Source organism: Rothia sp. 11254D007BW (genome assembly GCF_053548195.1).
This window is the reverse complement of the sequence record NZ_JBPWPK010000001.1, coordinates 1,980,254-1,999,096: the sequence shown is the minus strand read 5'-3', so window position 1 is coordinate 1,999,096 and position 18,843 is coordinate 1,980,254. Positions and strand designations below refer to the sequence as shown.

At 60.3% G+C, this 18,843-nt stretch carries 17 protein-coding genes and 1 pseudogene; 10 read left to right on the top strand and 8 right to left on the bottom strand.

The features are described from left to right. Window positions 1-74 precede the first annotated feature (74 nt). Window positions 75-1,287: pseudogene (locus tag ACEE43_RS08955) on the bottom strand (IS3 family transposase). A gap of 136 nt (window positions 1,288-1,423) precedes the next feature. On the opposite strand from ACEE43_RS08955, the gene ACEE43_RS08950 reads away from it, so the two are divergent. The 4 genes from ACEE43_RS08950 to ACEE43_RS08935 all read left to right on the top strand — a co-directional run bounded on the left by ACEE43_RS08950 (window position 1,424) and on the right by ACEE43_RS08935 (window position 4,359). After that, on the top strand, window positions 1,424-2,200 hold the full coding sequence (locus ACEE43_RS08950) for a transposase (protein WP_237187077.1): 777 nt from the start codon (window positions 1,424-1,426) through the stop codon (window positions 2,198-2,200). A gap of 197 nt (window positions 2,201-2,397) precedes the next feature. Beyond that, a complete protein-coding gene (locus ACEE43_RS08945; RefSeq protein WP_449107295.1) occupies window positions 2,398-3,288 on the top strand; it encodes a hypothetical protein in 891 nt (296 codons plus the stop codon). Between the two features lie 5 nt (window positions 3,289-3,293). After that, window positions 3,294-3,797 carry a hypothetical protein gene (locus tag ACEE43_RS08940; protein WP_449107294.1) on the top strand — a complete coding sequence of 168 codons (504 nt, stop codon included), beginning with the start codon at window positions 3,294-3,296 and terminating at the stop codon, window positions 3,795-3,797. A gap of 241 nt (window positions 3,798-4,038) precedes the next feature. Next, window positions 4,039-4,359 carry a type II toxin-antitoxin system HicB family antitoxin gene (locus tag ACEE43_RS08935; RefSeq protein WP_449107293.1) on the top strand — a complete coding sequence of 107 codons (321 nt, stop codon included), beginning with the start codon at window positions 4,039-4,041 and terminating at the stop codon, window positions 4,357-4,359. A 75-nt stretch (window positions 4,360-4,434) separates the two neighbouring features. Here ACEE43_RS08935 and ACEE43_RS08930 read toward each other — a convergent pair whose 3' ends face one another. The 4 genes from ACEE43_RS08930 to ACEE43_RS08915 form a co-directional block, all read right to left on the bottom strand. Further along, the gene (locus ACEE43_RS08930; RefSeq protein ID WP_449107292.1) at window positions 4,435-6,732 is read right to left on the bottom strand and encodes an FdhF/YdeP family oxidoreductase; all 2,298 of its coding nucleotides are present in this window, start codon (window positions 6,730-6,732) and stop codon (window positions 4,435-4,437) included. Window positions 6,733-6,762: 30 nt separating this feature from the next. Then, window positions 6,763-7,644, bottom strand: a complete 882-nt coding sequence (gene fdhD, locus ACEE43_RS08925; RefSeq protein WP_449107291.1) for a formate dehydrogenase accessory sulfurtransferase FdhD — start codon at window positions 7,642-7,644, stop codon at window positions 6,763-6,765. Continuing rightward, the gene (locus tag ACEE43_RS08920; protein ID WP_449107290.1) at window positions 7,631-7,933 is read right to left on the bottom strand and encodes a DUF6457 domain-containing protein; all 303 of its coding nucleotides are present in this window, start codon (window positions 7,931-7,933) and stop codon (window positions 7,631-7,633) included. The genes fdhD and ACEE43_RS08920 overlap by 14 nt, the downstream gene beginning before the upstream one ends. Before the next feature lie 65 nt (window positions 7,934-7,998). Beyond that, window positions 7,999-8,346, bottom strand: a complete 348-nt coding sequence (locus ACEE43_RS08915) for a DUF2218 domain-containing protein (RefSeq protein ID WP_237210577.1) — start codon at window positions 8,344-8,346, stop codon at window positions 7,999-8,001. 218 nt (window positions 8,347-8,564) lie between these two features. Between ACEE43_RS08915 and ACEE43_RS08910 the strand changes: the two genes are divergently transcribed. Both ACEE43_RS08910 and ACEE43_RS08905 read left to right on the top strand, forming a co-directional pair. Continuing rightward, window positions 8,565-10,043, top strand: coding sequence for an NCS2 family permease (locus ACEE43_RS08910; RefSeq protein WP_449107289.1), 1,479 nt, complete (start codon window positions 8,565-8,567; stop codon window positions 10,041-10,043). A gap of 133 nt (window positions 10,044-10,176) precedes the next feature. Continuing rightward, on the top strand, window positions 10,177-10,599 hold the full coding sequence (locus tag ACEE43_RS08905) for a YchJ family protein (protein ID WP_449107288.1): 423 nt from the start codon (window positions 10,177-10,179) through the stop codon (window positions 10,597-10,599). Window positions 10,600-10,710: 111 nt separating this feature from the next. Here the strand turns inward: ACEE43_RS08905 and ACEE43_RS08900 are convergent, their stop codons facing one another. Continuing rightward, complete coding sequence (locus ACEE43_RS08900; protein ID WP_449107287.1) at window positions 10,711-11,628, bottom strand: spermidine synthase; 918 nt, start codon at window positions 11,626-11,628, stop codon at window positions 10,711-10,713. 85 nt (window positions 11,629-11,713) lie between these two features. Here ACEE43_RS08900 and ACEE43_RS08895 point away from each other — a divergent pair, with 85 nt between their 5' ends. Both ACEE43_RS08895 and ACEE43_RS08890 read left to right on the top strand, forming a co-directional pair. After that, a complete protein-coding gene (locus ACEE43_RS08895) occupies window positions 11,714-12,328 on the top strand; it encodes a GNAT family N-acetyltransferase (protein ID WP_449107286.1) in 615 nt (204 codons plus the stop codon). A gap of 70 nt (window positions 12,329-12,398) precedes the next feature. Further along, window positions 12,399-13,487: a glutathione S-transferase family protein gene (locus ACEE43_RS08890; protein ID WP_449107285.1), complete on the top strand. Its 1,089-nt coding sequence runs from the start codon at window positions 12,399-12,401 to the stop codon at window positions 13,485-13,487. Between the two features lie 47 nt (window positions 13,488-13,534). Here the strand turns inward: ACEE43_RS08890 and ACEE43_RS08885 are convergent, their stop codons facing one another. Both ACEE43_RS08885 and ACEE43_RS08880 read right to left on the bottom strand, forming a co-directional pair. Then, window positions 13,535-15,421 carry a hypothetical protein gene (locus ACEE43_RS08885; protein WP_449107284.1) on the bottom strand — a complete coding sequence of 629 codons (1,887 nt, stop codon included), beginning with the start codon at window positions 15,419-15,421 and terminating at the stop codon, window positions 13,535-13,537. Between the two features lie 2 nt (window positions 15,422-15,423). Further along, complete coding sequence (locus tag ACEE43_RS08880; protein ID WP_449107283.1) at window positions 15,424-15,969, bottom strand: hypothetical protein; 546 nt, start codon at window positions 15,967-15,969, stop codon at window positions 15,424-15,426. A 266-nt stretch (window positions 15,970-16,235) separates the two neighbouring features. Here ACEE43_RS08880 and purB point away from each other — a divergent pair, with 266 nt between their 5' ends. Continuing rightward, window positions 16,236-17,669, top strand: a complete 1,434-nt coding sequence (purB, locus tag ACEE43_RS08875) for an adenylosuccinate lyase (protein ID WP_449107282.1) — start codon at window positions 16,236-16,238, stop codon at window positions 17,667-17,669. 93 nt (window positions 17,670-17,762) lie between these two features. Next, window positions 17,763-18,833 carry a hypothetical protein gene (locus tag ACEE43_RS08870; RefSeq protein WP_449107281.1) on the top strand — a complete coding sequence of 357 codons (1,071 nt, stop codon included), beginning with the start codon at window positions 17,763-17,765 and terminating at the stop codon, window positions 18,831-18,833. Window positions 18,834-18,843 lie beyond the last annotated feature (10 nt).

Here is an 18,843-nt window from a genome sequence, read left to right as displayed (position 1 = left end):
GGCTTATTCATAAGGGGGTTAAAGCATGAACCCCTACCAACTAGACTGATATGTACTGGCTTTAGTTCCTACCATCATACGAGACTCACAACACCATCCACCACCTCCTGCGGAGTCCGATAACCAAGGGACGAATGCAACCGCTGCTCATTCCACCAACACACCCAACCCGCCGTCTCAACCTCCAACTGAGCAACAGACTCAAAGAACCGGCCACGCACAAGCTCTGCCTTATACGCACCGTTAACCGACTCAGCCAAAGCATTATCGTACGAATCGCCCCTTGACCCAACTGACAGTTGCACACCCAGGCCCCGAAGCTCACGCGTGTAATCCTCAGCCACGTACTGGGCCCACGGTCAGAATGATGCACAATCTCAGTCAAAACAGACCCACACTTACGAGCATCGAAAAGAGCCTGCTTCAAAGCCGTCAAAGGCATCCCGAGTGTATGCATGGTTGAGGAAACACCCCAACCGACAATCTTCCGGCTGAAGACATCAGTGATGAAAGCGGTATAGCAGAAGCCGCTGGTGGTACGAACATAGGTGAAATCTGCTACCCACAGGCGATGTGGGGCATCAGCGGTGAACTGGCGGTTGACGAGGTCAGGGCGGTTATCAGGAGCCTTGGTAGCCCTGGTAGTCACCGGTTTACGACCCCGGTGTACCCCCTGGATACCAGCAGCACGCATGAGCCGGTAGGTCTGATCCCGGCCGATAGCCCAGCCTGCTCGTCTCATGGCTTGCCACATCTTGCGCACCCCGTAGACTCCGTAGTTTTCCTGGTGGATTCTCAGAAGCTCGGGGATCAGCAACTGGTCACTGAGTGTTCTAGCTGCTGGCACGCGGGCTTTTGCTGCTCGGTAGCCACGTGAGGTGATGAATCCACCGTCTAGATGCTCAGCGAGAGTCCGGCAAATCGGCTCGACCCCGAAGAGATCCTTATGGGTATCAATGAAACGGATCATCATCGGGCCGGACGGTCGAGCTCGGCTGCGAAAAAAGCCGAAGCGGCTTTCAGGATTTCGTTGGCTCTGCGTAGTTCAGCAATTTCTTTGCGAAGTCTTCGGTTTTCTGCTGCCATATCGCTGGTGGGCCCGGGGGTTTCTCCTTGGTCGATGGCGGCTTGTTTGTGCCATTTTCGTAGGGTTTCGGGGCCGATGCCGAGGCGTTCTCCAATGTTTCGGCATGCAGTGTAGATGCCTGTGTTGGGGTTGTTTTCCAGGTGGTCGGTCAGTAGGCGTAGGGCTCGTGTTTTGAGTTCGGCGGGGTATTTGGTGGGCATGGGTGAAGGTTCCTTGAGGCTTATTCAAAAGTAGACACGCACCCCACACCCACCAACTAGACAACGGCCCCACCCGCGGCAAAAATATGAGCGTTAAATCTCTACAAATAACCTCAAGCCATACCGGACAAGACCGTTGCTACACCAGCGTACAACCGGCCTCACAGCCACGCAATTCGCCACACTACACACAGCCCTCACCCATCACCTCACCTGGTCAAAACCAGGCGGAAGACCACCAGCGCTAACCCTCACCCAAGCCCTCAAAATCACCCTGCTCTACCACCGCCACAACCTCACCGAAGAACTCCTCGCAGAACTTTTTGCTGTCTCTCAATCGACAGTCTCACGAGCTATCAACACCATCGAAAAGGCCCTGGAGAAGATTCTCACTCCGCTGACTCAGCCTTTGAAAGAAAGCCTCAAAGCACCCGGGTCCTTAGTAGTTGACGGGACTCTGATACCCACGTGGAATTGGCGTTCACTTGGTAAAACAAATTTCTCTGGAAAGCACAAACGAGCCGGATTCAACCACCAAGTCATTTGCACCTTGGATGGAAAGTTGCTGGCTATCACAGACCCGGTGCCCGGGGCCAGGCATGATGCTTACGCCTTCAAACATCATGGCTTGGAAAGATATCTTGATGAGAGCACTGTGGCTGATAAGGGCTATATCGGGTTGGGGTTGGCTACCCCGGCCAGGCGCAAGCCGGGTCAGCGGCTGAGTCGGGAGCAGAGGCGGAATAATCGGGTGCTGAATCGGCTGCGGTCGGTGGTGGAGCGGGTTATCGCTCACATCAAGACTTGGCGGATTCTTCATACGGGGTTTAGGCGGCCGTTGGGGTTGTATGGGCGGGTGTTTGCGGTGGTGCGGGGGTTGGTGTTTTTGGCTGCGGGTGGGACTTTTGAATAAGCCTCCTTTGCTCTTTTTGTTTGTTTCTAAATTTACGGGAGCGGAACTAAACCCAGTACATATCACAGTACTTTCGTACACTACACAAAGTACTTAAGTACTCAACATTCTCAGACCTATTGCCTTCGCCATAACAGGAAAATAACATACAAGTAAGGAAAACACGTATATTCATCAGCCTTCTATTGGAGAACATCATGTTTTACGTTACTTACAAAGGAATATGCTCACCATGCTCCAACATTTCACAATCTATAGAGCATGAGAGCGGCGGAGCTATAAAGGCGATCACAATTGATTCTTTTAAAAATAGGTTCTCGACTGAAATCAGCTCATCAAAGCCCTCGCTTGTTGAAGTTATAGACAACTCAGTTATAAGTGTATATACTGGGCCGGCGATGTCTATTAAGCTCCTCAAACTTGTTGGACCACAAAGGGCAATGCGGATTTTCTCCGACCTTGCTTCTGCCATGAGGAGTCCAGCAGTAAGCAGAAGAAACACTATTGCCGGTGTTGCGGCAGCAGCTGGAATCGCTCTCACTGGAGCGTCTTGGTCACCTGCGGTTGCAGATAGTTCACACGTACCCGCACGTGAACAGGCAACACTTCACACCACTATAACCAATCATCCATACTTCCTAGCCGCTTCACACCAAGCCACTAAGGATGGGTACTCCCAACAGAAATCAGAATACGTAGTGATTCGACACGATAGAGGATATCTATTCTTCTATTTCATGGAACACAGTCAGCAACCCAAGACTGATGCAGCGGTGATTTCCTGTTTCATTAAAGATAATGCATACGATTTTTCACTAGAGTATCTCTCAGGTACTGTTACTGGAGTTACAACCGCAAGCAACGCTGGGTCTGCACTAAAAATTACTCGTCCCGCTAATTATGAGACACTGCCAATGGGTGCGACAGAATACTTTGGTTGCGTAGCCTTCTGCGTTGGGGCTAACTGTGGCGTGCAGGCAGCCCGATGCAGGATGCTGATTCATATGGCTGCGGTCCTAGCGTGCATGACCGCGATTTGCGGAAGCAAAGTTAAGACCTGTCACAACGTTTGTCGACACACATGGTGAGAAATATGAAAAATTATCTTGTTCATACAACCCAAAAGACTCCCGGAATCACATCAACTTCTGATGCGCAGGTTGCAATTGATTGGGAAAAAGAAGAGTTTTTAGAAAAGAGTACATTTTTATTAGATAACGACATTTCTTTTTCAAGTACTCTATCGTACCAAAATCAAGTCTTGCGACTGGACGGCGACCCCATCTCCAGCAATGCTAAGTTTTGGCTCAATCAATCATCGCACCTCGTAGGGCTATGCGCTACTAAACATCATCAATCTAAGGCCACTACTACCACATCAGAAGGCAAGTACCTTGGAACAATCCAGGAGCTCAATCGTATCTGCGAAAATCAGTTGAACCTTTCAGAGCTGGGGCAAGATTCAAATTACGCCCTAAAGTTCTCATCAGCGTTTGAAGGCGACACACAAATTTCTCTTACCATCACCAATCCACGTAGCGATACTGTATTCGAGCAGATAACAGTTCTGCAGAAAGATTCGTCTAACTCCCCCTAGGCACAACAGAATAAGAGTTCCCCAATATAAGGGAAACCTTCACCAGCATGAAGTCACCACATGCCGGTGAAGGTTTCTCATACATTGGGCATAAGGCGGACTCTGCCGCCTGCAGGCGCAAGTATCAACGCTCACTTTCCGTCCTTTCCCCTATGGTGTCATTATTGCTACCATCAATCTATGGGCAGAGAAGAGCTCAAGCAGGTTCTGCAAGCCATCGATAAACTCCACAGAGGCCACCATGATTGAGCACTACACCTACCGCGTTACCTGGTCGCCCGAAGATCAAGAGTATGTGGCTAGCGTCCTCGAAATGCCGTCCCTCTCCTGGTTAGACACCGACGAAATCGCAGCTCTACGCGGCATCAAAGACCTCGTAGCCCAGGTAGCAGCAGACATGCTAAGCAACGGAGAACAAATACCAGAAGCCCTTGCCGACAGGGAATACACCGGCAGGCTAACCCTTCGCATCCCACCCGAACTTCACCGCCGTGTGGCCTTCGAAGCACAAGAACAGGGAGTAAGCCTCAACCGCCTACTCTCCGCCAAAATCGCGGGGTAAAGAACCAAAAACGCCCCCCGCCCACCCTTCCTACACAGAAGGCGGGCGAGGGCGTCCTCACCATAAAAGCAGAAACTAGGCCTTGCGCCCCAGCGATTCCAGGCGCACCAGCACCGACTTATACACCGGAGTGTTCGAGCGCTTCGCCGCCGAATCCAGCGGAACCAGCACGTTCCCCTCGGGCAGGTAGACGGTGCAGCAGCCGCGAGCGTGGTCGTACTCCACCACGCGGAAATTAGGAGCCCGACGTTCGCCGTCCTCCCAGACCGACACAATATCCACCAGGGAGCCGTCCTCAAGCCCCAGGGCGGCGATGTCGTCCCGGTGCATAAAGACCACGCGGCGACCACCGCGCACGCCGCGGTAGCGGTCGTCCAGCCCGTAAATCGTGGAATTGAACTGGTCATGCGAACGCACCGTCGACAGCAGCAGGTGCCCCTCGGGGACCTCCAGCACATTGGTCTCATTGACCGTCAGCCGGGCCTTGCCGGTTTCGGTGTTAAAGACGCGCTCACGCGGACCGTTCGGCAGGTAGAAACCACCGGGCTTCTCAATCCGCTCGTTGTAGCGCTCAAACCCGGGGATAGTGCCCTCAATAGCCTCACGAATCACGCCGTAGTCGTCAATCATGGGCTGCCAGAAATCATCACCAAAGGTTTCACGACCCACCGAGCAGATAATCTCTACCTCTGACTTGAGGTCGAGGTCATCGTTAGCAGTGCGCTTGCCGATAGAAGCAGAGACGATACCGAAGGAGTTCTCCACGGTAATCTTCTGCGGGCCGGACGCCTGCACATCGCGGTCGGTACGAGCCAGGACGGGCAGAATCAGGGCCTTCTCGCCGGGGAAGGCGTGCGACCCGTTGGGCTTGGTCGAGAGGTGGACGGTCATCTCCTGGCTGCTCATAGCCTTCTCGCAGGCGGTGGTATCTGAGGCAACGCGCACCAGGTTACCGCCCAGGGACATGAAGAACTGGTTCTTCCCATCGCGCATCTGGCGCAGAGCATCCACGGTGTCAAGGCCGTGCTCGCGGGGGACGGGGAAGCCGAAGTAATCTTCAAGAGCCGCAAGGAAGGGCTCGGGCATCTTCTCCCAGATACCCACGGTGCGGTTGCCCTGCACGTTCGAGTGGCCGCGGAAGGGGGCTGAACCAGCCCCGGGCTTGCCCATGTTGCCGGTGAGGAAGAGGAAGTTCATCATCTCCCGCAGGGTACCCACCGATTCACGGTGCTGGGTGACGCCCAGGGTCCAGGAAACAATCGCGTTTTCGGAGGCCTCTACCAGGTCGGCAACCCGCGCCACCTGGGCAGCCGAGATGCCAGAGCCTCGTTCCAGCTCGGCGTCATCCAAGCCCAACAGGTGCTCGCGCAGCTGCTCAAAGCCGTCCGTAAATTTCTCAATGAAAACGTGGTCAATGGCATCGCGCCGAATCAGCTCTTTGTTGAGCTGCTGGAAGAAGGCGCGGTCACCGTCCAGCCGCACCTGCAGGTACTCGTCCGCCAGCTTCTCGGGCACAATCATGCCCACCGGCGACTGGGGTTCGCGGAAGGCCATCAGGCCGGTTTCGGGCATGGGGTTGAGCACCACCATCTTGCCGCCGTTTTCCTTCATCTTCTTGAAGCTGGTCAGCGAACGCGGGTGGTTGGTGCCGGGATTCTGCCCCACCGAGATGAGCAGGTCGGTGGTTTCGAGGTCGCTCATGGTGATTGAGCCCTTGCCCAGGCCGGCGACCTCTTTGAGGGCGACGCCGGTGGACTCGTGGCAGAGGTTGCCACAGTCAGGCAGGTTGTTAGAGCCCAGGCGGCGGGCCAGCAGCTGGAAGGCGTAGGCTGCCTCGTTGGAGGCGCGGCCCGAGGTGTAGAAAACGGCCTTTGTGGGGTCGGTTTTCTTGAGCTGCTCGGCAATCAGTTCAAAGGCACGCGCCCAGGTGACGGGGCGGTAGTGGTCGTCGCCGCTGGAGCGGTCGTAGAGCAGGGGCTGAGTGATGCGGCCCTGCTTACCCAGCCAGAAGTCGGTCTTGTCGCGCAACTCGGTGACCGAGTACTGCGCCCAGAAGTCGACACCCGCGCGTTCGGGGGTGGTCTCCTCGGCAATCGCCTTGGCGCCGTTTTCGCAGAACTCCACCACGTTCATGTCTTTCTGGTGGGGTTCGGGCCAGGCGCAGCCGGGGCAGTCGACGCCGCCGTGCTGGTTCATATTAATCAGGGGGAGCAGACCGCGGGCTGGGATTGCGTGGGCCATAGCGTGCAGCACACCACCGGGGCCCGCTGCGACCTTGGTGCGGTGGCCAATCTTGGGGTTATCAAAGGCCGTGGCTTCTTCGCTCACGCGGCTGACAACAGGGACGTCTTCGTGCTTGCTTACCGTGCTCATACACCCCAGTTTAGCGTGATGTGTGACAGATTACTGAGCCAGCTGACCCGAGTACAGGTTAAAACGTCGTTCTCGAGCAAAAGCTACCAGGGTGAGGCCCGATTCCTTGGCAAGATCCACAGCTAGAGAGGACGGGGCAGAAACCGCCACGAGCGCCGAGAAACCGGCCAGCACCGCTTTTTGCACCAGCTCAAAGGACGCCCGCGAGCTGACCACCAGCGTCCGCCCCGGTAGGCCGGGGGCTGGGGGCTCCAGCCCGTCGTTCATGAGCAGGTGGCCCACCACCTTGTCCACAGCGTTGTGGCGGCCGATGTCTTCGCGGGCTACCAGCAGGTCGCCGGACGGTTCAAAGACGGCGGCCGCGTGGATACCGCCGGTTTTCTTGAAAATTACCTGGTGGTCGCGCAGGCGGGAGGGCAGTTCCAGCACCTGCTCGGGGGTGAGCGCGGTGGGCGGTATGGGGCGACTGGCCTTGCCCATAATGGAGTCAATCGAGGCCGACCCGCACACCCCGCAGGCCGAGTTGGTCACGGTCAGGCGCAGGGGTGCAGCCTTCTCAAAGAGGGGTAGGACGCCGCCCGGCGGGCTGGGGTGCGTAGCTTCAGGGACTGCGCGGCTCAGGTCAAGCACGTTGTAGGTGTTGGCGCCGTCCGGCCCGGTAGCCCCCGCGCAGTAGCGGGCGGTGCTAATCTCAGCGGCGCTCCTAATCAGCCCTTCGGCGTGCAGGAACCCGTGGGCCAGCTCAATATCGTGCCCCGGAGTGCGCATGGTGGTGGTGACGGTCTGGCCATCTAGCCTGATTTCGAGGGGCTCTTCGGCAGTGAGGGCATCAGCCCGGCGGTCTACCGAAAAGGTGCCGTCATCTTTCAGCACATAGCGGGTGGCCGGGGCAGAACGGTTAAGCCTGCCCATGGTTCTCCCGGTACTCCTCGATCAAGGCCTCCACCTGTTCCAAAGCCGCCAGGACGCGCTCGGGTGCGGGGATGCCGTCCTCCCCCTCGCCGCCGGCAGCGGCATACCCCACCAAAAAAGCTGCCAGGGGCGCTGCCGGGCGCACCACCCCGTGCGCCACATGCTTGGTCATACCCAGAAGGTGGGGCATGGCCTGCTCCATCAGGGCAGGGTCAAGATTCAGGCGGGTGGCCAACTCTGCAAGAAAATCGCGGGCAACCTCAAGGTCGCGAGGGTCTCTCTGGCTCATAACGCTCCAACGGTGCAGCGGGAAAAAATTTCAGTTTCAAACATACACCGGCACACCGCAAGAGCCTAGAGGGCTACGAAAGTGACGGCAAGACCGTCCTTCTCACCAAAACGCTCCAGATGGCGGCCCAGCACACCCTCAAGGCGCTCACGCTTCTCGGGGGTCTCCGCGTAGGTCAGCAGGACAAGGTGTTCAACACCGTCAACCTCCTGCACCAGCACATCGCCGTAGCCATCGAAATTGCCGTCACGGTTGAAGGTCAGGCGGTGGCCACCCTCAATCTCTTCAGCCAGAATCTTATGCCCGAAGTGGCTAGCGAGCTGCTTGGCATAGCGGGCGGGGCGGTCGGTCAGGACGACGGCGCGCGAGCGGACGGCCAGGGTGTCGATGGAGGGGTAGGAGGCAGAATCCACGGTTAGCCTTTCTTATAAGTTAGGTTTACCTAAAATACTACCTCAGGGGCAGCCACTTCCAAGCCCTCCCCTTGCACAGCGTCACACCCGCCGCTCTCGCCAGAAACCGGCACACGGGCGTACACTAGACAGGTACATCAGCGCCGTCCGCACCAAAGACGGCGCACTTTCATTTCTGGGCCACACAAACCCACACGAGTATCTACGGATTTTCACGAATGTCTTCTGAGAACACCGCGGCTCACAAACCCGCACCCTCAGCGCCCACCAGCGCCATCGACCGCTACTTCAAAATCACCGAACGCGGCTCCACCCTCTCCACCGAAGTCCGCGGCGGTCTAGCAACCTTCTTCGCCATGGCCTACATCGTGGTGCTCAACCCCCTCATCCTGGGCCTCGGCCCCGACGGCGCAGGCAACACCCTCGGCGTCGAGCGCGTCGCTGCAGCAACCGCGCTCGTGGCGGGCGTCCTGACCATCATCATGGGCCTCTGGGCCAAGCAGCCCTTCGCCATGGCGGCGGGCCTGGGCGTCAACGCCCTGCTAGCCTCCACCATCGCAACCACCCCCAACCTGACCTGGCCCCAGATTATGGGCCTGGTCGTCTGGGCCGGTATCGTCATGGCTATTCTGGTGCTCACCGGCTTCCGCCGCGCCGTCTTCGACGCCGTCCCCGAATCGCTCAAGACCGCCATTGTCGTGGGCATCGGCCTCTTCATCTCCCTGATTGGCCTGGTCAACGCGGGTATCGTCCGCCGTATGCCCGATGCCGCAGGCACCACCGTACCCGTCTCCTTCGGCGCCGGCGGCCACCTGCAGGGTTGGCCCATCTTCGTCTTCCTCTTCGGTCTCTTCCTCATCATCGCCCTTTTCATCCGCAACGTGCGCGGTGCGATTCTCATCGGTGTAGTTGCCTCAACCATCCTGGCAATCGTGCTGGAAAAGGTCTGGCCCTCCGGCTCATCCATGGACTCAGCCACCGGCTGGTCCCTCATGATCCCCGGCATCCCCACCCAGTGGATCGGTCACCCCGACCTCTCCCTGCTGGGCTCCGTTGATATGGTCGGTGCCTTCTCCGGTTCATCCCTGGGCGCCCTGGGCGCAACCATGCTCATGTTCGCTATCCTGCTAGCTGTCTTCTTCGACGTCATGGGCACCTCCGTGGGTCTGGCCTCTGAAGCTGGCACCATCGATGAGGACGGCAAGATCGAGAACATCGACCGCGTTCTGCTGATTGACGCCGCCGGTTCCGTGCTCGGTGGTGGCTCATCGTCCTCAGCCCACCAGATTTTCGTGGAATCCGCCACCGGCATCGGTGAAGGTGCCCGCACCGGCTTCGCTAACATCGTCACCGGTGCCCTCTTCCTGCTGGCTGTATTCATCTCCCCGCTGGTATCCATCGTGCCCTTCGAGGCTGTAGCCCCCGCCCTGGTGGTCGTTGGCTTCCTGATGGTTCGCCAGGCTGTTCACATCGACTGGACTGACTGGGGCCTGGGCATTCCCGCCTTCCTCACTATCATCATGATGCCCTTCACCTACTCCATCGCGGACGGCATCGGTGCCGGCTTCGTCGCCTTCACCTTCATCCGCCTGGTACAGGGCCGCGGCAAGGAAGTACACCCGATTATGTACATCGTCTCAGCCGCCTTCCTGGTCTTCTTCGGCATGGGCGTGATTGAGGGCTGGCTGCACGCCTAACCCTCCCCTTTCCTAAGTACCCCAGTTATGGCGCAGTTACCCCGGTTTTTACCTGGGGTGCCTGCGCAAAAACTGGGGTACTTGCTTTTAAAGAGGACGGGTTGACCACCTGCCTACCTGTTTTAATAGAGGCATGCTTGAACCCGATACCCGCTGCCCCTGCGGCACCGGCGAAGTGTACGGCGCCTGCTGCGGCCGCTACCATTCCCGGTTTGCCCAGACCGGCGAACTCACTGCACCGACTCCCGAGGCGCTGATGCGCTCCCGCTTCACCGCCTTTGCGGTGGGCCTGCCCGACTACCTACTGGCCACCTGGCACCCGAGCACGCGGCCGACGTCCTTGCACCTCGACGACAGCCTGCGCTGGTACCGACTCGACATTCTCAGCACAGCAGGCGGCCCCTTTGACAGCACCGGCGGCGTAGAGTTCGCCGCCTACTACCGGTCAGTGCCGGGGACGCCCGAGGGCGAGCGGGTGCGCGGAGTGCAGACCGAGGTCTCCCGCTTCACCAAGGACGGCGGGGCCTGGTACTACGTGGATGGTGAGGTCAGCTAGCCCCGGCAGACTTCTTCGCCCTATCCCTTTTCTCATGACCCTAGAGATTATCTCGGGGTAAAGAGAGAAGGAATAGGGCGATTACTTTATTGTCCGGCGCGAAGCTGAATATTACTGATCGGCACGAAGTTGGGCGTCCAGCTGGGCTAGGTCGGCCTCTGGCTGGGCGTCGCGGCGCGGGGTAGCCGAGCGGGCGAAGTCGCGCACCCAGGCGTCGTCCTTGTACTGGGCAGGTACCCCGCCGCCCAGCAGGCGCTTGGTGATGGCGGCGGTAGCCAGGTCACCGGCTACCGGCAGGGGTGCGTGGGATCCGGCGATAATGACATTGCCCTTACGCCGCCCCTTGAGCATGGCCGGGTCGGCCACAATGCAGGTGTGTTCAAAGACCTGGGCGATAGCGGCTGCCTCGGCCCGGGCACCGGCCAGGGAACGGTCATCGCCGCAGTTGATAATGTAGAGCCCGTTTGGGGCTAGCGAGCGCTCGGCCAGCTGGGTGAATTCGAGGGTAGTGAGAGGCTCCGGGGTGATGTAACCGGCGAAGACATCGCGGATGATGACGTCGCGCGAGGCCGGGGCGAACCCTTCGGTGACGGCGCGGGCTTCACCCACCCTGATTTTGATGGTGGGGGCTTTGGGCAGGTCGAACCATTCGCGCACGTAGGCCGCGAGTTTTCCGTCGAGTTCGACGACGGTGTTGTGAGAGGCCGGGTAGACGTCGGCCAGGTAGCGGGCCATGGAGCAGGCCCCGCCGCCCAGGTGGGTAATGCGGAGCTTGGTCGGGTCGAGGTGGGTGTCGACGAAGGGTTCGATGACGGCCGCTAGCCAGCGCATGTATTCGAAGTCGAGTTCGCGGGGCTGGCCCAGCACGATGTGGGAGGATTCCATGCCGTTGATTTCAAGCACCCAGCCACCGGGGGTGTAGTCGTCTTCGATGAGTTCGGCGATGCCGGTGTCGATGGGGTAGGTGCCTTCAACGAGGGCTTCGGGGGTTTCTACCTGTTTTTTGGGGGTTCGTCTGCGTTTTGCCACCCCTCTAGCCTAGTGGGTGGGGCGGGTGCTGGAGGGCTTGCTAGAGTGAGAGGGCAGTGACAGTGATGTGAAAGGACGGACGCGCGTGGGTTTTGTAGCTAATGGCAGGTATGTGGTGACGCCGGTAGGCGCTGAGGACGCCGAGAAGTATGTTGACCTGCAGTTACGGTGCCTGGCGGAGACCTATAACGGGCTGGTAGACCCCGATTTTGGGGCCCGGCAGGCGGCTGAGCGGGACGGCTGGTTGGAAGAGTTTGCTGAGAATATCGCAGCGCCCGGTGCCCGCGCCTTTTTTGCCTACGAGAATCCGGCATGGACGCCCGCCGGTGGTCTGAGCTGTGCGGTGGGAGGCGAGATTGATTGGGACGCCCCGGTCGGTTTTGCGCTGTCCCGCCCCGGCCCCCTGGCCTGGGAGCTAGAGATTGGCCTGCCCTCGGTTAATGAGGGGACGCGGGAGCTCACCCACCTTTATACTCTTGCCTCGACACACGGCACGGGCTTAGGGGCGGCTCTTTTTGACGCTGTTCTCTACCCTGATGAGCCCGCCTACCTGTGGTACATCGTGGGCAATGAGCGGGCTCGGGAGTTTTATAGCCGCCGGGGCTTTGAGGACGAGGGGCTCCCCATCGACTGCGGTGGCGCCTGGGATCCCGCTCGAACAGCCCGTATGTACCGCGGGCTGACACTGCCTTCGCAATAGAGGGGTTCAAGCCTTTCTCCACCCCCACAAAATACTTTACTTTGAAAGTATTGTGTGAGAGGGTGGAAGCATGAGCACCACCGAACAGACAGAACACTCCACCCGCGGCTCCTACGTGCACGCCGGGGAAGAATACAACCGCGACACCACCTACATCGAAGACCGTATTGTTGCAGACCCCGCCGCTACTGCCCAGCTTGACCCCGACCACCAGCTCTGGCCGGTCAAGCCCGGCGCCTACCGCCTGATAGCCGCCCGTGCCTGCCCCTGGGCTAACCGCACCCTGATCGTCCGCCGTCTGTTAGGTCTCGAAGATGCTCTCTCCGTTGGCCTACCCGGCCCCACCCACGACGCCCGCTCCTGGACCTTTGACCTCGATGAAGACGGCAAGGACCCGGTACTGGGCATTGAGCGCCTGCAGCAGGCCTACTTTGCCCGCTTCCCCGACTACCCCCGCGGCATTACGGTGCCCGCCATCGTCGATATTGAATCAGGTGGCGTTATCACCAATAACTTCCCGCAGATTACCGAGGACTTCTCGAAAGAGTGGAAGGCCTACCACCGCGAGGGAGCCCCTGACCTCTGGCCTGCTGAACTCGAAGAGGAAATGCGGGCGGTGATGAAGCGTATCTACACCGAAATCAACAACGGGGTCTACCGCTGCGGTTTTGCCGGTTCCCAGGAGGCCTACGAGGCAGCCTACGACCGCCTCTGGACGGCCCTAGACTGGGTTGAAGAGCGCCTGGCCACCCGCCGCTACCTCATGGGGGACCACATCACCGAAGCAGATGTGCGCCTCTTTACCACCCTGGTACGCTTTGACGCGGTCTACTACAGTCACTTCAAGTGCAACCGCCAGACCCTGGCTTCCATGCCCAATCTCTGGGGCTACGCCCGCGACCTCTTCCAGACCCCCGGGTTTGGCGATACCGTGGACTTCCAGCAGATCAAAGAACACTATTTTATTGTTCATGAAGACATCAACCCCACCGGCATCGTGCCCGCCGGCCCTGACCTGGCCGGCTGGCTCACCCCGCACGGGCGTGAGGCGCTAGGCGGCTCCCCCTTCGATACGGACGCCGGCGCCACCGCCCCTGCCCCGGTACGGGAAGCCGAGCGAGTAGCGTCCGGCCATAACCCCCTCTACCCGGCAGCTTAAGAGCCCGCCGCTTCGTCCGCCTCCTAGCCTGGCTCCGCCCCGGTACTTCACTCGGGCGGGGTCGAGCTGGCGGGCAAAAAGACTCTCACCCCCTCATCGATTGCTTCGTCGCTGATGAGGTCACCCACCCCAGCTAGGTTGGTCAGGTTGCGTACCTGCTGCTGGGCGGTGGGTTCATACACCCGGATACTGCTATCGAGCACAGGCGCAGGCGGCTGCTCCCCCACCGCTGGCAGGGTGATGGTGGGGTTATAGAGCTGCACGCTGCCAATTTCTACCTTGCGGAGCTGGGTATCAAGCCAGATGTCCCCCTTCTGTATCACCTCGGTATCGAAGGTGCGCAGGGCTGAGTCGGCGTCCTGGTAGAGGTCAGAGGGGTTAATGCTGGAACTATTGATTAAGCGGTTGCCCAACCCTATTTTCTGAGCCCCCGCGTGCACAGCGTTACCAACTCCCGCTATAGCCATCTGTTCCTGTTCGGTGCGGGTGATGTCGGGCTTCTGGGTCGTGCCGGCGGTAATCGTCGTTTTTACCACGCTGTAGCCGCCCATCAAACCCTGCAGCTCGGGTATCACCCGCTCCGTACCGGGGTTTGCGCCCGCAATCTTCACGTAGTCCGCAGCCCCGTGAACCGAGGCATCTGCAGGTCTGTGCTGCATCACGGTAGACGCATCGGGCGCGTAGTCGGGGCGGTCACCCTGAAGGTAGGGGACGGGGTCACCCTTATACCGGGTATCAACGTGGGTCACCGAGGCAGGTACCTTGATCTCGTCCACCGGACTGCCCTGGGTGATGAGCCCCTTGACCCGGTAGCGGGAACCGAAGGACGTATTGGCCGCGAGCGCACCGGCAGCTAGTCCACCCTGACTGAACCCGGCCAGAATCACGCCACTGCCCTCAGCCGCCCCTGCCTGCTCTAGTGCTCGCTCTACCTGGGTCATCAGAGCCGTGTACTGGTTCGGGGTCAGGTCGGAGCCATACCCCGAGGTGGCACTCCCGGCGGTGCCAGCCCAGGTGTTTGTGCCCCCGCGCCAGGGCTGCAAGAAATCCTCGCGCTCGCCGTCACCGTCCGTCCCGGGAATGGTGACCAGGTACTGGGTTTCACCGGTTTCTGGGTTGTAGAGGGTTTGAACCATGACGTGGTCCCAGGCGCCCTGGTAGTGGGCGGCTTCAAAGAGCTCATCGCCCCGGCTCTCTATGCCTTCCATGCGCTGGAAGTGCTCGGCGATTCCGCGGGCGCTCAGGGGTAGTTCCCGACCGGCTCCATTGGGTTCAAGCCGGGGGATACTCTTACCGGGGTCTAGGTTATCGACGCGCAGGCTGGGGCTGAGCACATCCGTCATGTCGCGGGTAGCCCGCAAGCGCCCGGTCGTACCCGTTACCTGCGCCAGCTTATTAAGTCCCTTAGTCGTATCCTGCATGATCTTACGCCCATCGGGAGTAGTGCGAGCCAGCAAGAAGGCGTCCTTCGCGTAGACCACCGCCAGCACCGCTCCCCGCTTAACAACCAGCTTAAGCAGGTCAACCCGGTAGCCGAAGGCCGACTGGGTGCCACGCAGCACCGCCATGCCCAGGGTCTGAGCCTGATTCGTCTGGTTAATAACCCGATTGGCGAAGTCCTCCGCCTGCCGGTAGTTCTCAGCGGCGCTCTGCACGCCTCGGGCTAGGCCCCGCATACCCGTCACCAGGGTGGTGAGTGTCAGGGCGCTGGTACCCAAGGACGCCAGGGCGCGGCTGCCTGCCCCCGTCAGGTCAAGGGAGGCCAGAAGAGCCACAGGCGCGGTGAGACCGCCCAGTTCCCGGCTCGCTTCTTCGTACCGCCCAGCCACGGCAGCAAGCTGGTGGGCTAGGGGCTCTAGCTCAAAGAACTCCACCGAGATACGGCCACCCGAAGACCCTGCCCCCGGGGCACCAGAAACATATGCTGCGACCACGCCTACCACCCCTCTCCTGCCAAAGTAGAGCTCACTCGGGAAAGCAGAGGGTTGCCCATAGCCGAGGTGAGAGCCCCGTACAGGGCAGGTAGGTTAGCCCGCTCGGCGTGCACAATAAAATCATCGAAGTCGATATCCTCCAGCACCGCCATACCCGCTAAGGCGGCATCAAAAGCAGCCCCGGCAGCACCGATAGCAGAAGCCACCAGTTCAAGCTCAGCAGCAACAGCCTCACCGGCCAACCGCACCTCCTGGGCACCGGCCTCCAACTCCCCCTGCAGAGCCCTAGCCGCACCCCCTTCTGCCTCTAAAGCCCCCTGAAAGGCACGGCCAGCCACAGAATCCCACTGCACCTGCCCCGCAGCTAAAGCCTGCCCAGAGGCCTGCCCGATGGCGTCCGCCTGCCCCAGCACCTGCTGCGCCAGCGCAGCAGACCACTCCCGCACCCGCTGAGCCAAACCCAGTGCACCCGCGGACGCGCTCGTAGCTCCCTGGCTCCCCAGGCCGACCCTGCCCGCAGCCGCAACAAGCTCATACACCGAAGGCATCGCTTTTCCTCCTCACTTCTTTCACGGGCGATTCCTTAGCCCACACCCTAAAAGCAGCACCCGGCGGGGCGCCAGCGTCCGCCCGCCTGTGGATAAGCCCCGCCCCGGCCGTCCGCGCACATCGCCCCACAATTGGTGCAGCCGTGACGCAAGATGACGCAGCGAGTTCACACCCCTTGACGGCAGCCACCACCTACCCGTAAAAGCCCATCTCACACCCCCACAAAAACGTGCGCCACCCCACCTAGCCGTGAGAAACTAGAGTCATGTCTCATCGCGAAAACTGCACCACCCTGCCCTCTGGCCGTCACTCCCTCACCGGCGCAGGCCTTGCCCTCGGCGCCCTCGACGGACGCTACAAGGCCGCCACCGAACCCCTGGTTGACTACCTCTCAGAAGCCGCCCTCAACCGCGACCGCATCCACGTTGAGGTTGAATGGTTCATCTACCTCTGTGACCATCAGGTCCTGCCCGGCCTCGAACCCCTCACCGACGAGCAGCGGGCCGGCCTGCGCGCCATCGTCACCGACTTCACCGAAGAATCTGCCGCTGAACTGGCAGAAATCGAAGCCGTCACCGTCCACGACGTCAAGGCTGTCGAATACTTCATCGCCCGCCGCCTCGAGCCCCTGGGCCTGGGTCATCTGAAGCCCCTGGTCCACTTCGGCTGCACCAGCGAAGACATCAACAACCTCTCCTACGCCCTAGGCATCAAGGACGCCGTCACCAACGTCTGGCTGCCCGCCGCCCGCGGCCTGGTTGAGCAGATCATGAAGCTGGCAGAAGAGGCCCGCGACGTGCCCATGCTTTCTCGCACCCACGGCCAGCCCGCCACCCCCTCTACCCTGGGCAAGGAACTAGCTGTCTTCGCCTACCGCCTGAACCGCCAGATTAAGCACGTTGAAAACGCCGAGTTCCTGGGCAAGATTAACGGTGCGACCGGCACCTACTCCGCCCACGTCGTCTCTGTGCCCACCGCCGACTGGCAGAAGATTTCTGAAGAGTTCGTGACCGGCCTGGGCCTGGACTGGAACCCCCTGACCACCCAGATTGAAAACCATGACTGGCAGGCTGAGCTCTACTCCTCCATCGCCCACTTCAACCAGGTGCTGCACAACCTCTGCACCGACGTGTGGAGCTACATCTCTATCCGCTTCTTCCGCCAGATTCCCGTTGCGGGCGCAACCGGCTCCTCCACCATGCCCCACAAGGTCAACCCCATCCGCTTCGAGAACGCCGAGGCCAACCTCGAAATCTCCAATGCCCTACTGAACACCCTGGGCTCAACCCTGGTGCAGTCCCGCTGGCAGCGCGATCTGACCGATTCATCCTCCCAGCGCAACATCAGTGTGGCCTTCGGTCACTCCGTACTGGCTATCTCAAACGTGGTCAAGGGCCTGGAGCGCCTAGACATCGCCACCGATGTCATCGCCCAAGACCTGGACGAGAACTGGGAAGTTCTGGCCGAGGCCATCCAGATGGTCATGCGCGCCGAAGCAATCGCGGGCGTCCCCGGCATGGAGGACCCCTACGAGCGCCTCAAGGAGCTGACCCGCGGCCACCGCGTCGATGCCGCCCGCCTCAAGGAATTCGTCGCTGAACTCGGTCTGAGTGCGGACGCCGAAGCCCGGCTCTCTGAGCTCACCCCGGCTACCTACATCGGCCTGGCTCCCTCTCTGCTAGAGCACGCCACCCGCTAAAGGCTGACTCGCGCAGGTCACATAAGAAAACCCCGTCATACCTGGCGGGGTTTTCTACTCCCCCGAGAGGTTTTCACTTTTAGGATAGAAGGTATGACCGAGAACTCCCGCCCCGCAGACAGCTCGCCCGAGCAAACCCCGCTAGCGGTGCGCCGCCTGCGCAAGCTCCGCACCCGCTACCCCGAAGCCACCCCCGCCGACCTAGCAGAGCGCCTAGGCGGAATCTTCGTGCGCGACTTCACCCTGGTTGGGTCAGCCCAGGCAGGGGCACAGGAGCTGACCCCCAACGTCCTCGGCAGCGTCACCCGCAACCGCCGCGTCGCCGGGCTCACCCAAGCAGCTGCCCACCTGGGCGCGGTGCAGCAGGGCATGGCCACCTACAGCCGGGCCGCCAACAAGGGCATTAACACCACCGCCCACGTGGGCAGTGCCCAGGCCGTCAAAACCTACCTGCACGGTATGGCCCTGCTACACGGTCTTCACGTTGAAAGCAGCGACGAGGCCGCAACCGCTATCTTGGGAGCCGAAGTCAACGATATTCTCACCCAGATGCAGGAGGCCCCCCGCGATGGTGGAGCCACCCAGCAGATGAACATTCTGGGAGCCGTAGCCGCCATCGGCCTGCGCAACCCTCAGACCCTGCTGCTGGTCAAGGCAGGCGAACAGCTAGTCAAGACGGGAGGCGCTGTTTTCGCTAGTCAGAAGATGCGCCGGGATTTTGCCCAGCAGATTATCGCCCAGGTAGACCAGAACCTGGGGGCAGCTCCTGACCAGCTACCTGCCAGCACCCTCACGGTCTTGAACAGCGGGCAGGACGCCGGCAGCCCAGTCGACGAGTCGGGGCAGGATAGCGGGGGCTCGGTACCCGCCGATGATGACGCTGACCTGCTAGAACTTTCTGCCGAAGAGGTCAGTGCCATTGAAGCACCTGAGCCGGTAGCGCCTTCTGCTCTGGAAGAGCCCGAGCCGGTCGAGCCCTCCCAGATTGAGGCACCCGAGCCGGTGACGGCGTCCGCCATTGAAGAACCGGCCCCGGTAGTGACCGAAACTCAGGTACGGCCCAGCACCGAAGCGGAACTGGCGGCAGCCGACGGGGCAACCGCCAAGGGTGCCCGCATAGCTGCACGCGCCTTCGTCCGCGCCCGTTCTCGTTTTAAGGGTTAAAAGAAGGGAC

Excerpts from the sequence above, each read along its gene's own strand:
- ACEE43_RS08945 (WP_449107295.1), top strand. The coding sequence starts at position 2,398 with ATGTTTTACGTTACTTACAAAGGAATATGCTCACCATGCTCCAACATT.
- ACEE43_RS08940 (WP_449107294.1), top strand. The coding sequence starts at position 3,294 with ATGAAAAATTATCTTGTTCATACAACCCAAAAGACTCCCGGAATCACA.
- ACEE43_RS08935 (WP_449107293.1), top strand. The coding sequence starts at position 4,039 with ATGATTGAGCACTACACCTACCGCGTTACCTGGTCGCCCGAAGATCAA.
- ACEE43_RS08930 (WP_449107292.1), bottom strand. The coding sequence starts at position 6,732 with ATGAGCACGGTAAGCAAGCACGAAGACGTCCCTGTTGTCAGCCGCGTG.
- fdhD (WP_449107291.1), bottom strand. The coding sequence starts at position 7,644 with ATGGGCAGGCTTAACCGTTCTGCCCCGGCCACCCGCTATGTGCTGAAA.
- ACEE43_RS08920 (WP_449107290.1), bottom strand. The coding sequence starts at position 7,933 with ATGAGCCAGAGAGACCCTCGCGACCTTGAGGTTGCCCGCGATTTTCTT.
- ACEE43_RS08910 (WP_449107289.1), top strand. The coding sequence starts at position 8,565 with ATGTCTTCTGAGAACACCGCGGCTCACAAACCCGCACCCTCAGCGCCC.
- ACEE43_RS08905 (WP_449107288.1), top strand. The coding sequence starts at position 10,177 with ATGCTTGAACCCGATACCCGCTGCCCCTGCGGCACCGGCGAAGTGTAC.
- ACEE43_RS08890 (WP_449107285.1), top strand. The coding sequence starts at position 12,399 with ATGAGCACCACCGAACAGACAGAACACTCCACCCGCGGCTCCTACGTG.
- ACEE43_RS08880 (WP_449107283.1), bottom strand. The coding sequence starts at position 15,969 with ATGCCTTCGGTGTATGAGCTTGTTGCGGCTGCGGGCAGGGTCGGCCTG.
- purB (WP_449107282.1), top strand. The coding sequence starts at position 16,236 with ATGTCTCATCGCGAAAACTGCACCACCCTGCCCTCTGGCCGTCACTCC.
- ACEE43_RS08870 (WP_449107281.1), top strand. The coding sequence starts at position 17,763 with ATGACCGAGAACTCCCGCCCCGCAGACAGCTCGCCCGAGCAAACCCCG.